The organism is Xenorhabdus bovienii, from assembly GCF_024721015.1.
GTDB classification, from domain to species: domain Bacteria; phylum Pseudomonadota; class Gammaproteobacteria; order Enterobacterales; family Enterobacteriaceae; genus Xenorhabdus; species Xenorhabdus bovienii.
Genome location: NZ_JANAIF010000051.1, coordinates 1 through 15,205 on the forward strand (window position 1 = coordinate 1; position 15,205 = coordinate 15,205).

Annotated in this window: 13 protein-coding genes; 9 read left to right on the forward strand and 4 right to left on the reverse strand. The window is 47.1% G+C overall.

Going from position 1 to position 15,205, the window contains the following annotated elements; translation table 11 throughout:
• Nucleotides 1-192 precede the first annotated feature (192 nt).
• Together mrcB and hrpB are read right to left on the reverse strand one after the other, a co-directional pair.
• The gene (gene mrcB, locus NXS07_RS13370) at nt 193-2,655 is read right to left on the reverse strand and encodes a bifunctional glycosyl transferase/transpeptidase (protein ID WP_258086916.1); all 2,463 of its coding nucleotides are present in this window, start codon (nt 2,653-2,655) and stop codon (nt 193-195) included.
• A 53-nt stretch (nt 2,656-2,708) separates the two neighbouring features.
• A complete protein-coding gene (gene hrpB / locus NXS07_RS13375; protein ID WP_258086917.1) occupies nt 2,709-5,174 on the reverse strand; it encodes an ATP-dependent helicase HrpB in 2,466 nt (821 codons plus the stop codon).
• A gap of 103 nt (nt 5,175-5,277) precedes the next feature.
• Between hrpB and sfsA the strand changes: the two genes are divergently transcribed.
• From sfsA to panD, 8 genes are all read left to right on the forward strand, one after another.
• Nucleotides 5,278-5,988, forward strand: coding sequence for a DNA/RNA nuclease SfsA (gene sfsA, locus NXS07_RS13380; protein ID WP_038203004.1), 711 nt, complete (start codon nt 5,278-5,280; stop codon nt 5,986-5,988).
• Nucleotides 5,989-6,184: 196 nt separating this feature from the next.
• On the forward strand, nt 6,185-6,640 hold the full coding sequence (dksA, locus tag NXS07_RS13385) for an RNA polymerase-binding protein DksA (RefSeq protein WP_012989999.1): 456 nt from the start codon (nt 6,185-6,187) through the stop codon (nt 6,638-6,640).
• Between the two features lie 35 nt (nt 6,641-6,675).
• Entirely contained in the window at nt 6,676-7,596 is a 921-nt protein-coding gene (gluQRS, locus tag NXS07_RS13390; protein WP_258086918.1) for a tRNA glutamyl-Q(34) synthetase GluQRS, read from the forward strand.
• 294 nt (nt 7,597-7,890) lie between these two features.
• Complete coding sequence (gene pcnB, locus NXS07_RS13395) at nt 7,891-9,249, forward strand: polynucleotide adenylyltransferase PcnB (RefSeq protein WP_206778712.1); 1,359 nt, start codon at nt 7,891-7,893, stop codon at nt 9,247-9,249.
• Nucleotide 9,250: 1 nt separating this feature from the next.
• Nucleotides 9,251-9,733 carry a 2-amino-4-hydroxy-6-hydroxymethyldihydropteridine diphosphokinase gene (gene folK, locus NXS07_RS13400; RefSeq protein ID WP_038203007.1) on the forward strand — a complete coding sequence of 161 codons (483 nt, stop codon included), beginning with the start codon at nt 9,251-9,253 and terminating at the stop codon, nt 9,731-9,733.
• 163 nt (nt 9,734-9,896) lie between these two features.
• Nucleotides 9,897-10,688: a 3-methyl-2-oxobutanoate hydroxymethyltransferase gene (panB, locus tag NXS07_RS13405; protein ID WP_038203010.1), complete on the forward strand. Its 792-nt coding sequence runs from the start codon at nt 9,897-9,899 to the stop codon at nt 10,686-10,688.
• 39 nt (nt 10,689-10,727) lie between these two features.
• Nucleotides 10,728-11,585 carry a pantoate--beta-alanine ligase gene (gene panC / locus NXS07_RS13410; protein ID WP_038203013.1) on the forward strand — a complete coding sequence of 286 codons (858 nt, stop codon included), beginning with the start codon at nt 10,728-10,730 and terminating at the stop codon, nt 11,583-11,585.
• 568 nt (nt 11,586-12,153) lie between these two features.
• Nucleotides 12,154-12,534: an aspartate 1-decarboxylase gene (gene panD / locus NXS07_RS13415; RefSeq protein ID WP_038187878.1), complete on the forward strand. Its 381-nt coding sequence runs from the start codon at nt 12,154-12,156 to the stop codon at nt 12,532-12,534.
• Between the two features lie 82 nt (nt 12,535-12,616).
• On the opposite strand, the gene NXS07_RS13420 is transcribed toward panD, so the two are convergent.
• The gene (locus tag NXS07_RS13420) at nt 12,617-13,387 is read right to left on the reverse strand and encodes an ABC transporter permease (RefSeq protein WP_038203015.1); all 771 of its coding nucleotides are present in this window, start codon (nt 13,385-13,387) and stop codon (nt 12,617-12,619) included.
• Nucleotides 13,384-14,310 carry an ABC transporter ATP-binding protein gene (locus NXS07_RS13425; protein ID WP_258086919.1) on the reverse strand — a complete coding sequence of 309 codons (927 nt, stop codon included), beginning with the start codon at nt 14,308-14,310 and terminating at the stop codon, nt 13,384-13,386. Before NXS07_RS13425 ends, NXS07_RS13420 begins: the two co-directional genes overlap by 4 nt.
• A 181-nt stretch (nt 14,311-14,491) precedes the next feature.
• On the opposite strand from NXS07_RS13425, the gene can reads away from it, so the two are divergent.
• Nucleotides 14,492-15,145 (forward strand): carbonate dehydratase, encoded by a 654-nt coding sequence (gene can, locus NXS07_RS13430; protein WP_038215630.1) that lies wholly within the window; start codon nt 14,492-14,494, stop codon nt 15,143-15,145.
• The last annotated feature ends 60 nt before the right edge of the window (nt 15,146-15,205 follow it).

Sequence of the window (15,205 nt, forward strand, 5' to 3'; positions counted from 1 at the left end):
TAGTGGACGCGGTAAGTCAGTGTATTGTATTACCGACTATAACAAAAGTGCAGATAATTTCATTGATTAACTTAACAGATTTAAGCGCCTCGATTTAACGCAAACCAGAAAAGTATTGGGATAACCGCCTAAATCTGCGGGTTATCCGCAGGGAAAATGTCCCCATCAGAATCGATGGGGAGCGATATTCTATTACTGATCAAACATTTCCTGTAGCCAGCCCGGAGCCTCTTCTTTGTTATCCTCAACCGGCTGTGGCGTAGATTGCTGGCATAAACTCTGCGGATCATCTGTCCAGACCGGCAACATCCTGATGCCATTACCAGTACAGTTGAAGCTGCCATCTTCGTTGACGGACATATCCACAATGCCTTCCGGTGGACGATTATTCAGTACTAATGGCGTTTCATTTTCCAGATAGCGGAGGTAGATCTTCAATGCCCCCGTTGCTCCCGTCAGATTGGTTAGGCCATTATTATCACGCCCGGTCCAGACGATTGCCACTTCCTTACCATCAATACCCGTAAACCAACTGTCGCGCAGATCGTTGGTGGTTCCCGTCTTACCTGCCAGATTGTATTTACCGTATTTTTTCGTCAGCGAACTGCCTGTACCACGAGCCACCACCTGCTGCATACCGTACAGTGTCAGATAAGCCGCCTCTGGAGGCACTGCCCGCTCTGCCTGCGGATAACTCTGGTAAATCACTGTACCATCTTCGGCCAGGATTGAACGCAATGCCGAAAGTTTCGCCCGATTGCCGCCGCTGGCAATGGTCTGGAACTCTTGAGCCATTTCCATCGGCGTCAGGTTGATTGCACCCAGCAGCATGGAAGGAACCTGTTGGATTTCTTTAGCCGGAATGCCGAGTGAGATCAAGGTACTGGTAATGCGATCTAGCCCAACACCCAGTCCCAGATTCACTGTCGGAATATTGATCGAACGAGCCAACGCATCCACCAGCATGACACGCCCACTAAAATTACGGCTGAAATTCCTCGGTTGCCAAGATTTTCCGCCCGACAGAGGTATCGAAATAGGCTCATCCGCCAGCCAAGTATTCATGCGGTATTTATCCGGCTGACTCAGTGCCGTCAAATAAGTCGCAGGTTTGGCAAGAGAACCAATCAGACGACGTGCATTTAAGGCCCGGTTAAAACCCGCATATTCTGGTTGAGAGCCCCCGACCATCGCACGAACTTCACCACTGAAACGGTCAACAACGACCATCGCGCCTTCCAGATCATCTATCTTGCGGGTTTTCCGCAGATCGGCAACGCCCTCTTCCACGGATTTTTCCGCCGCATCCTGTGATACCGGGTCCAGTGTTGTAAAGATTTTCACGCCCGACAGGTCGTTAATCTTATCACCCAGATTTTCCTGTAATTCCTGACGCACCAATTGCATGAAAGCAGGCTGTGGGGTAATCACCCCACTTTTGGGTTTCACACCCAGCGGGCGGGCGCTCAACAGATCATAGAGTTCCTGATCGATTATTTGCCTGTTCAGGAGGATTTTCAATACCACGTTGCGGCGTTCCAGTGCCAGTTTAGGATTACGCCACGGGTTATACATCGACGCTCCCTTGACCATTCCCACTAACAGCGCCTGCTGATCCAGACTCAGTTCATCAATCGGGCGCCCGAAATAATACAGACTGGCCAATGGGAAGCCGCGGATCTGTTCATCGCCGCTCTGCCCCAGATAAACTTCGTTCAGGTACAGTTCAAGAATGCGATCCTTGCTATAGCGGGCATCCATCAGTAACGCCATGTAAGCTTCATTCGCTTTACGGCTGAAGGTACGTTCATTGGAGAGGAACAGGTTTTTGACCAACTGCTGTGTCAGTGTACTGCCTCCCTGAACCGTACGCCCGGCGATCAGGTTCGCCAACACAGCACGGGCAATGGAAAGCGGCCTGACCCCATCGTGTTCATAGAAATAACGATCTTCGGTTTCCAGCAGAGTCTGAACCAGTAAATCCGGAAAACCTGAACGTGGGACAACCAAACGCTGTTCGCCATTCGGCGATTGCATCATCGTAATCAGTTTCGGATCGAGACGGAAGAAACCAAACTGACGCTGGTTCTCCATGTTTTCGATGCTAGCAATATGGTTATCACTGAAGACCAGCCGAGCCTGAATTTGTCCTTCTTTACCGTCAGGGAAATCAAACGGACGGCGCAGCATTTCAATATTGTTGCCCCTAACAACAAACTCACCGGCACGAGTGATTTTGGTCACCTTCCGATACTGCATGCCTTCCAGCAACCGAATCATTTCGTTCTTGCTGTAATTCATGCCCGGTTCAAGGTTGACCATACGCCCGTACACCGTAGCAGGTAAATCCCATACTTTCCCATCAATGCGATGGCGAATTTTGTTATCCAGATAAAAACCGTAAATAGCCATGAGCACTGCCAGCACAATAAATACTTTCAACAGCAGCAACCAGAATCCTAGCCATCGACTCCTTGGCGGACGGGGTTTTTTCCCTTTTTTCGTCATGACCTCTTCCTCATCGTCGTCATCAAAATCATTATTTTCATCATTTTCATAGTCATCCTGCCGATGGCGTTTTTTTGCTGGACGCCCACGACGAAGTTCTGGTTTTTTACCTTTGCGTCCGATTGGCTGACGATCATCATCAGACATACCGAAGTCTCCAAATGTTTATTCAATATAGAAGTCTGACTGCATCAAACCAGTCACATATATTTTTTCACACGCCTTGTCGGCGTTGTGTTGGCCGGATCATCTGGCCATAAATGTTTGGGATAACGTCCCTTCATCTCTTTTTGCACCTCACGATAAGCCCCCTGCCAGAATGCAGCGAGATCTTGCGTAATCTGTAATGGACGATGCGCCGGAGATAACAGTTCAACGACCACAGGAACCCGCCCCTTCGCCAATACCGGATTCTGCTGCTCTCCATACATTTCTTGCATTCTGACTGACAGCACGGGCGGTTTATCGTAGAAATATTGGATGGTAATCCTACTTCCGGTCGGCACAGTGTAATTAGTAGGCAATTCATTATCCAGTATTTGCCGTTGCTGCCAATCAAGCAGACCCAGAAGAGCACACGACAGCTCAATCTGGCGTAATCCCTTCAAATCCCCCACTCCCTCCAACATAGGCAGAAGCCACTGCTCGAGGGAATCCAGCAGACTGTCATCATCCACCGCAGGCCACTCAATTTCAGGCAGCCATTCTATTGCCCTTTGCAGCCGGATGCGCAACTGCAATGCTTCCGACGACCAATTCAACGCCGCCAACCCTTCCTGCCGAACCCAGTTCAGCAGGGCTTCCTGTAATTCCGCCTGAGAAGGTTTTGCTAAAAGCTGCGCTCTGACAGTCAAACGCCCGCACTGCAGACGTTTCCATGCTCGCAGAGTGCCTTTATTATTATCCCACTCCACGGCTGCCTGTTCTGTAAACAGGCTCGGATATTGATGAATAGTGTGTTCGATGTTCAGCGGGCAAGCGAGCAAGACTCTAGCATCGGGGTTTTTACTGTTTTGCTGCAATGTAGGCGCTATCAGCCACTGCTCTCCCGACAACGGATCGTCATGTTCCAGTGCTACACCCAAACCATTGGCTAACTGAAAACGGCCAAGATTATCACGGTTTTTAGCAATCCGATCAGGAAATCCCTGTACTAATAGTTCAGGTACAAGCGCAGCATTAATCTTTTCTGTGCTGATTTTTTTAGATCCTATTTTTGCAGTCTTGCTCGCAAGATTCCTGATAAGCTGATTAGCGCGCTGCTGCCAATGAGGTTGGTTTGAATTTATCCAATGAGTGAGATCCGGCAGCCCACTGCGGGGAGGTTCTTCCAAGATCGCTACCAGTTTTGCTGCCGTTGCCAGCGCCTCATCATCCCGCTCTTTGCCTGCGCACAACATGGCCGCCAGACGCGGTTCACTACCTGCCTCCGCCATTTGCCAGCCACGGGCAGTCAATTGCTGATTATCATCCAGCGCCCCCAATCGCAGCAGCAGCGATTGAGCCACTGCAAGCGCGGGCTGTGGTGGATTGTCCAGCCAGTTCAACTGATTACTGTCACGACATCCCCACTGTAATAACGAAAGTAGCAGGCTGCTCAGATCTGAATGCAGAATTTCCGGCTCACTGTATTCCGTAGCTCGTTCCGCCTGCTCGCGACTGAATAAATGCCAGCAGACACCTTCTTCCAGCCTTCCTGCCCGCCCAGCCCGTTGTACCATTGACGCTTGGCTGATGCGTTGAGTCATCAATCGGGTCAGGCCACTCTTCGGCTCGAAGCGGCTGGTACGTTCAAGGCCGCTATCCACCACCAACCGGATACCTTCAATCGTCAGGCTGGTTTCCGCAATATTGGTGGCCAGCACGACCTTGCGCATTCCTGCTGGCGCGGGAGCTATCGCCTTCCGTTGATCGGATAACGACAACGCACCGTACAGTGGACACAATAAGGTATCGTCATTGATTTTTTGTTCAAGTTGCGCCAACACACGCTGGATTTCACCCACACCGGGCAGAAACAGTAACAATGATCCCGTTTCCTGCTGCAATAAGCGCAACACTGCCGAAGCTACGGATTGTTCAAAATGCTGATGAATCGGCAGCGGATGATAAGATCGTGCTACCGGATAGCTACGACCTTCTGAAACAATCACGGGCGCATCAGGTAATAAAGAAGAAAGACGCTGATTGTCTAGTGTCGCGGACATCACCAGAATACGCAGATCTTCACGCAGACCTTCCTGTACATCCAGCAGCAGCGCCAACGCGAGATCAGCCTGTAAACTCCGCTCATGGAATTCATCGAGAATAACCAGAGAAACATCGCTTAATTCAGGATCTTGTTGTAGCATTCGGGTCAAAATACCCTCAGTGACAACTTCAAGGCGTGTAGAGGCACTGACTTTGGTTTCCGCCCTCATCCGATAACCTACCGTCACGCCAACAGGCTCATTCAATTGTTCGGCAAGACGCTCTGCTACACTGCGCGCTGCAAGGCGCCGAGGTTCCAGCATAATAATGCGCTCTGTCAGTTGAGCTTTATTCAGGATCGCCAATGGCAATCCTGTCGATTTCCCTGCCCCTGTGGGTGCATGCAACAATACCTGTTTCGACGTTTTCAACTTAGTTATAACAGAGTCCAAAACGTCATAAATTGGTAATAACAAAGGATCACCCTAACCATTAACTTTCAATGGGCGTCATTGTAGCATTGGCTACTTTAATTTCAGTTCATTGATCTTTCCGACCATTAGCGATGAAGGAAAATTTATGGAATTTTCGCCTCCCCTGAAGTCAGCGACCCTAATCCGTCGCTATAAGCGCTTTCTTGCCGATGTCCTCACCCCAGAAGGTGAAACGCTGACCATACACTGTGCTAATACCGGAGCAATGACAGGATGCGCGATGCCGGGAGATACCGTGTGGTATTCCACATCAGACAATCCCAAACGTAAATATCCGAATAGCTGGGAACTGACTCAGACCCAAAACGGGCATTTGATTTGTGTCAATACACTCAGAGCCAACGAATTGGTCTATCAATCCATTGAAAAAAATGCAATTTCAGAATTATCTGACTATGAGCAAATCCGCCGTGAAGTGGTCTATGGAAAAGAGAAGAGTCGGATAGATTTATTGTTACAGTCAAAACAGAGAGTTAACTGCTATATTGAAGTCAAATCGGTAACATTGTTGCAGGAAAATAAGGGCTATTTTCCGGACACAGTGACAATTCGAGGGCAAAAACATTTACGTGAGCTATCATTGATAGCACAACAGGGGCAGCGTGCTGTTCTGTTCTTTGCTGTTTTACATTCTGGGATTAGTCAGGTTGCGGCAGCAAAACATATTGACCATGATTATGCATGTCTTTTGGAACAAGCCTGTAATTCAGGGGTCGAAGTAATCTGTTACGGGGCCAGCATAACAGAAGACAGGATGGTTCTAAGTCACAAATTACCTTTTGTATCAATAGGATAATTTGTAAACAGAACATACTGATGAGGCAAGTTTTGCAACATATTTAGGCAGTAAACACGGTAGCCTTCACACCATTGCAAAACTAATGGCAGGAACAATTGCCAACCTCGCAGTCATCTGCTATTTATAGCGGCCTATTTTTTTCCCCCCATTGTTGGGGGGGTCGTTTGATAGTGCGTGTGTAAGGAGAAGCATTATGCAAGAAGGGCAAAAACGCAAAACCTCGTCCTTAAGCATTCTCGCCATCGCTGGGGTAGAAGCTTACCAAGAAAAGCCAGGCGAAGAATACATGAACGATGCCCAGTTAACGCATTTCAAGCTGATTCTGGAAGCATGGCGCAATCAACTCAGGGATGAAGTAGACCGTACTGTATCTCATATGCAAGATGAGGCAGCGAACTTCCCTGATCCAGTTGACCGTGCGGCGCAAGAAGAAGAATTCAGTCTTGAACTACGTAATCGGGATCGTGAACGTAAGTTGATCAAAAAGATCGAAAAAACGCTGAAAAAAGTCGAAGATGACGATTTCGGCTATTGTGAATCCTGTGGGGTTGAAATCGGCATCCGCCGTTTAGAAGCTCGCCCGACAGCTGACTTATGCATTGACTGTAAAACGTTGGCCGAAATTCGCGAAAAGCAAATGGCTGGCTGACCGGTAGGGCTGAGTACGGCGCTGAATGGCGCCGTATGCTCCCTTATATTTATCCTGATATGACTCAATCTGAACATTCCGCATTATATATCGGGCGTTTCGCTCCGTCCCCTTCCGGGGATCTCCACTTCGGTTCCCTAGTAACTGCACTGGGCAGTTACCTACAGGCGCATGCCTGCCATGGCAAATGGCTGATGCGCATTGATGACATAGATCCCCCAAGAGAAGTTCCCGGAGCCGCCAGCCGGATATTGCAATCCCTTGAGCATTATGGTCTTTGCTGGGATGGCGAGGTGCTGTATCAATCCCAGCGCCATGAAGCCTATCGTGCAATACTCGCTCAGTTGCAACAACAGGGAAGCAGCTATTACTGCACCTGTACCCGCCAGCGCATTCAACAATTGGGCAGGTTTTATGACGATCATTGCCGGCATTTATATTTGCCTGCTGACAATGCCGCCGTTCGCTTGAAACAACGCCATCCAATTTATAGGTTTCACGATAAATTGCAGGGTTACATCACTGTTCCTGCTAAAATGGCGGAAGAAGACTTCACCATTTATCGCAAAGACGGTTTATTCGCTTATAATCTCGTCGTTGTTGTTGATGATAACCATCAAGGCGTGACTGAAATTGTCAGAGGAGCGGATTTGATTGAACCCACGGTTCGCCAGCTATCACTGTACCAGCACCTGAATTTTGCGATCCCAGATTATGTGCATTTACCCCTCGTTCTCAATCAAGAGGGAAATAAGCTCTCTAAGCAAAACCATGCCCAGCCGATCCCACTGGATGATCCACGGCCATTGCTTATTGATGCGTTATCATTTTTAAACCAACCCACCATTGCAGGCTGGCAAGATCTCACGACAGATCAGGTGCTGCGGCAAGCTATCGTCGGTTGGAATATAAACCCTGTTCCGCAGAAAAACATAACCTATCGCCAATTCAAATAAAGTGTTTCTATTGGCTCTGCAAGCATTCTCAAAGAATGCCCAGTAAGTTATGATTAGCGGCTGTTTTTTTGCTTTAATATTACTTAGTCACTATCGAGGTGTACCATTTTTAACCGAGTAGCAACTTTCTGCCGTAATTTGATGATCCGCGAAAACAAAACAAAACGCGACACACAGGCAGCCAGTGAAAGGCCAGTCACCATATCTGACCATACTGCTCAAATAGAGAGCAGCACTCTGCCTAAACATCGCAGAGAACATCACTCATCTTCATCAAATGCTGATAACGCCACAATGAAGAAAAAATCCGCAAAGGCCAAGCCTTCGGACCCCCCGATCACGGTGCTCCCTCGGGATCAGCACCCAATTTCACGTAAAGACATCAGTGACAATGCCCTGAAGGTTTTGTATCGCCTGAATAAATCAGGTTTTCAAGCCTATCTGGTCGGTGGTGGTGTTCGTGATTTATTGCTGCACAAAAAACCCAAAGATTTCGACATCGCAACGAATGCCACACCAGAACAGGTACGCAAACTCTTCCGTAACTGTCGGCTTGTGGGTCGCCGTTTCCGCCTTGCCCATATTATGTTTGGGCCAGATGTGATTGAAGTCGCCACTTTCCGTGGGTCACACGAGCAAGTTGAATCCAATGACCGGAATCAGTCACAAAAAGCACAAAGCGGAATGTTACTGCGCGATAATATCTTCGGTTCGGTCGAAGAAGATGCCGTTCGCCGCGATTTCACCATCAATAGCCTCTATTATGGCATTGAAGATTTCGCCTTGCGGGATTACGTCGGCGGAATGGCTGACCTGCAAGCAGGGATCATTCGCCTGATTGGTGATCCAGAAACCCGTTACCGTGAAGATCCTGTCCGTATGCTGCGCGCAGTCCGTTTTGCCAGCAAACTTGACATGACCATCGAGAAAACCACTGCCGAACCGATCCCGCAGCTTGCCTTTCTGTTGAAGGATATTCCCTCCGCACGCTTGTTCGAAGAATCCCTGAAACTATTACAGTCGGGGCATGGTTACAGCACCTATAAACTGCTGCGCGAGTACAATCTGTTCCAACTGCTATTCCCGATGATGCAGCGCGGTTTCACTCCAAACAATGACTCACCGCTGGAAAAACTGCTGGAACAGGTGCTGAAAAATACCGATTATCGGCTCCAGAACGACAAACGTGTCAATCCGGCCTTCTTATTCGCGGCCATGTTGTGGTATCCGTTGATTGAACATGCAGAGAAACTGTCTCAGGAAGGTGGTTTACCGTATTACGATGCCTTTGCTCTCGCGATGAATGACATTCTTGATGAGCAGTGCGGTTCTATTGCCATTCCGAAGCGTCATACCACGACTATGCGTGACATTTGGTTATTGCAGCTTCGTCTGCCACGCCGTCAGGGAAAACGCGCGAATAAGCTGATGGAGCATCCGAAGTTCCGTGCTGCGTATGATTTATTGGAATTACGCGCCAACGTTGAACCACGGCATGAACTGAAAGAGCTGGTACTGTGGTGGTCAGAATTCCAACAGGCGACAGCACCTCAACAGCGTGGCATGATATCAGAACTGGGCACCGACCCCGTTCGTCGCAGAACACGTCCCCGCCGTAGCAGCCGGCCTCGTCAGTTCAAGGACAACGGTTGACATGGCACGGGTTTACATCGCCATTGGCAGTAATCTGGCTGATCCCTTGCAGCAAGTCGATAATGCACTTGCTGCCCTGCATGTGATCCCTGACACAAGCTTTGTAATGCGATCCTCTTTTTATCGCAGCAAACCGATGGGGCCACAAGATCAGCCTGATTACCTCAACCTTGCTGTTGCACTGGAAACCAAGCTGCAACCAGAAGCGTTGCTCGATCACACTCAAGCCATTGAGCTGGCACAAGGGCGTATCCGAAAAGATGAGCGCTGGGGGCCGAGAACACTCGATCTGGATATCATGCTGTTTGGTGATTGCATTATTAAGACTGAACGCCTGACCGTTCCCCATTACGGCTTAAAACAGCGCGAGTTTATGCTTTATCCGCTTGCAGAAATTGCGCCGAATCTTGTATTCCCAGATGGAGAAACACTGGCAGCACGATTAAAACATGTTCCAGAAAATGGCCTGACGTTTTGGTTGTAGCACGGATAGCAGGATTTATCGTTGTAACACAGCCGTTTTATGAAGGAAAAGTTATTCAGTATCTCATACAGCCGTGGCCGATTTTTGGATAATCAGGGCCTGTCCCATTGAGGTTCAAAAGTGATGCTCAATGGGACAGGCCCTAACTATTCAGGAGATAACAATGAAACCAACAACCCTGGCTGATCTGAGTCAGTTAAAAAAAGAGAAGCGCAAGTTCGCTACAATCACAGCTTACGATGCCAGTTTTGCTCACCTTTTTGCCGAACAAGGCATCAACGTCATGCTTATCGGCGATTCACTCGGCATGACTTTACAAGGATTTGACTCGACCTTACCTGTCACGGTTGAAGATATTGCTTACCACACCCGCTGCGTCCGTGCTGGCGCGCCCCACTCTTTTCTGATCTCAGACATGCCTTTCATGAGTTACGCCACTCCAGAGCAGAGTTTTAGCAGTGCTGCGACATTGATGCGTTCCGGGGCTAACATGATAAAAATTGAAGGCGGAAGCTGGCTGTGTGAGACGGTAAAAATGCTGACCGAACGTGCCGTGCCAGTGTGTGGTCATTTGGGGCTGACGCCGCAATCGGTCAATATTTTCGGTGGCTATAAAGTGCAGGGTCGTGATGAAACCTCCGCCCAACAATTGCTTAACGATGCGATGGCTTTGGAAAAGGCAGGTATACAGCTACTGGTGCTGGAGTGTGTGCCGACAGCATTAGGCCAGCGAGTGAGCGAAGCGCTGGAAATTCCGGTCATTGGCATTGGCGCGGGCAATCTCACTGACGGTCAGATTCTGGTCATGCACGATGCCTTAGGCATCACCGCCAGACCACCTAAATTTGCCAAAGATTTCCTCAAAGAAACCGGCAACATACGGGATGCCATCCGCCTGTATATCGAGCAGGTAGAAAGTGGTGCCTATCCCGGCCAAGCACATTCATTCAAATAATTATTCCCCGGCATGACGGCCATTTAAAGGAGCAGAGCAATGCTGATTATAGAAACGATCCCTATTTTACGCCGTGAAATCCGCCGCTGGCATCAGGCAGGAAAGCGTATTGCCTTTGTGCCAACTATGGGTAATCTGCATGATGGCCATATGTCACTGGTAGACACCGCCAAAGCACAGGCTGACGTAGTTATCGTCAGTATTTTTGTCAATCCCATGCAGTTTGAGCATGAAGATGATTTGGTCAATTATCCGCGAACCCTACAGGAAGACTGCGAAAAACTGAGCCATCGCAAGGTCGAACTGGTCTTTGCTCCCAACGCAAATGAAATGTATCCGAATGGCTCTAACAGCAGCCAGACTTTCGTCGAAGTACCAGAGCTTTCTTATCTGCTTGAAGGTGCTAACCGTCCGGGGCATTTCCGTGGTGTCACCACCGTTGTCAGCAAACTGTTCAATCTGATTCAACCTGATCTCGTTTATTTCGGAGAAAAAGATTTCCAGCAAGTGCAGATTATCCGCAAGATGATTGCTGATATGGCTTACGATATTACTTTGGTTTCCGTCCCCATCGTCCGTGAAAAAAGTGGGTTGGCACTGAGTTCCCGCAATAATCTCTTATCGGCTGAAGAGAAAAAAATTGCTCCGGTATTGCATCAGATCATGCAGTGTATTGCAGAAAAGCTGACGCATGGAGAACGAGCGACCGAACAACTGCTCGAACTGGCATCGACACATTTGCGTGAAGAAGGCTTTATGCCGGATGAATTATTTATCCGTGATGCAGAAAACTTGTTACCTCTGACATCGCAAAGTAAAAAAGCCGTGATCCTAATGGCAGCCTGGTTAGGACGAGTACGCTTAATTGACAATCAACAAGTCGATTTGGTTGGCTGATTTTAGTGATGGGATGTGTGTGTTAGTGGAGTCGTAACGTGATGCACATATCCCTGATTTAGGCGCAAATATCATTGAAAAGAACGCATATAGATATTTATACTCAAAATCTGTCAGCAAGTTCAAATAAACCCATATTATTGATACAAAAGAAATAAAGACAACAAGTTATTTTTTCTTACATCCATGCAACATAATATTTCTCTGATTAGTTTATTTATATTTTTATTGAGAAATAAATATAACAAACAAGTTCACTATTAATGAATTGCTTGGATTATAAATAAAATCCATAACTTATTTAAGTCAAATTCTAATTAACAATATTGTCGAAAATTCAAAATTATGTGAACTACTTCAAATTTTGGAAATAATCATGATATTTTTTGGTTTTGACATTCAAATTATACCCATTATTCAAATGCATACAAAAATATCGCCTTAGATATATAGAAATAATATTTTAAAATTGCATTTTGGTGTTTTTTTAACAACCTGATATAGTCACTCCTTCCGTGTCCTGCCTTTCTTCCGCAGGTACGGCATCATCAATTTAGGAGCAACAAACATGTTACGCACCATGCTACAGGGGAAATTACATCGAGTAAAAGTGACGCAGGCCGATCTTCATTACGAAGGTTCCTGTGCCATCGATCAGGATTTTATGGATGCAGCCGGCATTCTGGAATATGAAGCGATTGATATTTATAACGTTGATAATGGAGAACGATTCTCAACTTATGCAATTGCCGCTGAACGTGGTTCCAGAATCATCTCCGTCAACGGTGCTGCTGCACGTCGTGCGGCGGTAGGCGATAAGCTGATTATTTGTTCATATGTCCAAATTGCTGATGAGCTGACTAGATTTCACAAACCCAAAGTGGCTTATTTTGACGGTGATAATGTAATGAGCCGGCTGGCAAAAGCGGTTCCCGTTCAGGTCGCATAACCGTTCCCACCAATGACCGACTCACTATTGCGCCACTCCGCCGTAAACAACGGCGGAGCGTTATATTTATAAATTCTTGTTTTTAGGTTCTCAGCCCTCGCCCTGACTCGATCAAATACCAAGCCAACAGATAAAAAACAAAGATAAACATACCCAGCATACCTAACGTCATCGTCAGAGAAACATCAGTAATACCAAGAAAACCGTAGCGGAAGCCGCTGATCATGTAAACGATCGGGTTGAGCTTGGATACTATCTGCCAGAATTCAGGCAGCAGGGTCAGGGAATAGAATACGCCGCCCAAATAAGTCAAAGGCGTTAGAACAAAAGTCGGGATGATGCTGATGTCATCGAACGTTTTCGCATAAATGGCATTCAATAACCCTGCCAGCGAAAATAATATGGATGTTGCCAGCAAGGTGATCACCACCATACTCCATGAGTGGATCTGCACAGGTACGAATAATTGGGAAACCAGTGTCACCAAAATACCCACGCACACTCCACGGGTAACCCCACCGCCAACAAATCCAGCAATAATGATATGAGTTGGCACGGGAGCGACCAGCACTTCTTCAATGCTCCCCTGAAATTTAGCGCCAAAGAAGGAGGAGGAAACGTTAGCATATGAGTTGGTGATCACAGACATCATAATCAGCCCTGGAACAATGAATTGCATGTAACTGAACCCTCCCATCTCACCAATACGGGAACCAACCAGATTGCCGAATATGACGAAATAGAGGGACATCGTAATCACCGGTGGCAGTAAGGTCTGTACCCAAATACGACCAAAGCGGGTTATTTCTTTCATCCAGAGGGTTTTTAGCGCTACCCAGTACAATTGAATCATTGACTAGCTCCTTGATTATTATTGGTCAACCCAACAAACAGCTCTTCCAGACGATTCGCTTTGTTACGCATACTGCTGATTTGAATACCCTGCATACTCAGTTGGGAAAAAATATCATTCAATCCCCGACCACGCTTGACATCCACTTCCAGCGTTGCCGCATCGACCAGACGATAGTCATAACCTTCAACGACAGGCATCGCACCTCTGGGCATGAAGTCTAACAAAAATGTTTCACATTCTAATTGGCTGAGTAGATCTTTCATACTGGTATTTTCCACCAACTCACCATGCTGAATAATGCCGATGTTACGGCAAAGCATTTCAGCCTCTTCCAGATAGTGAGTGGTCAAGATGATGGTGGTTCCCTGCGCATTTAAGGCCTTCAGAAACTCCCACATGGAGCGACGCAGTTCAATATCGACTCCCGCCGTCGGCTCATCAAGGATCAGCAACTTCGGCTGGTGCATCAGAGCACGGACAATCATCAGACGACGCTTCATCCCTCCTGACAGCCGATTTGCCCGTTCGTTACGTTTTCCCCATAGATCCAGTTGGGTCAGATAGGTTTCTGCTCTGTTATATGCCACATTGCGGGGTACGCCGTAATATCCCGCCTGATTCAGTACAATCTGAATCACGGTTTCAAATGGGTTGAAATTAAACTCCTGCGGAACAAGCCCCAGTTGCCGTTTGGCATTGACGAGATCCGTGTCGATATCGTAACCAAACACCTTGACCTTACCGCTACTCTTATTAACTAAAGAACTAATGATACCAATAGTGGTCGATTTCCCTGCACCATTGGGTCCCAACAATGCGTAAAAATCGCCTTCTTCGACACGTAAATCAATCCCACGCAACGCCTTCATTCCACCTGCATAGGTTTTCGTAAGCTGCGTCAACTCCAATGCATAAGCCATAAGTAAAAAACACCTTTATTCTTTGCTATTTTTGAGTGCAAGATAGAAATTATGACATTATTTTTCCTATCTTTCTTTGCAACGATAGGGATTAACTAAAAAACATTATTCAATTAATTATTAAATTCTCAATTAATGTTGTATATGATTCTATCTCAAAAACGTTGCCAGGCTATTAGTTATGATGAGAAAAATTGAAGAATTGTTTGCCAGGAACAAGCAGTGGTCACAATCCGTAAACGAAGAAAATCCTCACTTCTTCAAAGAATTGTCAAAAGTACAAAAACCCCATTTTCTGTGGATAGGTTGTTCTGATAGCCGCGTGCCTGCTGAAAAACTAATTGACGCTGCACCGGGCGATCTTTTTGTTCACCGGAACGTTGCTAATCTGGTTATCCATACTGATTTAAACTGTTTATCTGTTGTTCAGTACGCCGTTGATGTGTTACAGGTTGAGCACATTATCATCTGTGGTCACTACGGCTGCGGAGGCATAGAAGCGGCGGTGGATGGCACTGAATTAGGCTTAATCAATAACTGGCTGCTCCACATTCGGGATTTATGGTACAAACACAGCTCCATGCTCGGCGAGTTGCCGCCTAGCGATCGACTGAATCGTTTATGTGAGTTGAATGTCATTGAACAGGTTTATAATCTCGGCCACTCGACTATTATGCAATCAGCGTGGAAGCGCGGGCAGAAAGTCATGATCCATGGCTGGGTTTATGGCTTGAAAGATGGTGAACTGCATGATCTGGATGTTACCGCTGACAGCCGTGAAAAACTGGAACTCAATTATCGTCAGGCTATTTCCAAGCTGGCGCATAAGAAATAACAGATCCACATAAAAACAAATGGCAGCCTTGTGCTGCCATTTACCCACTGTTCCCTACGG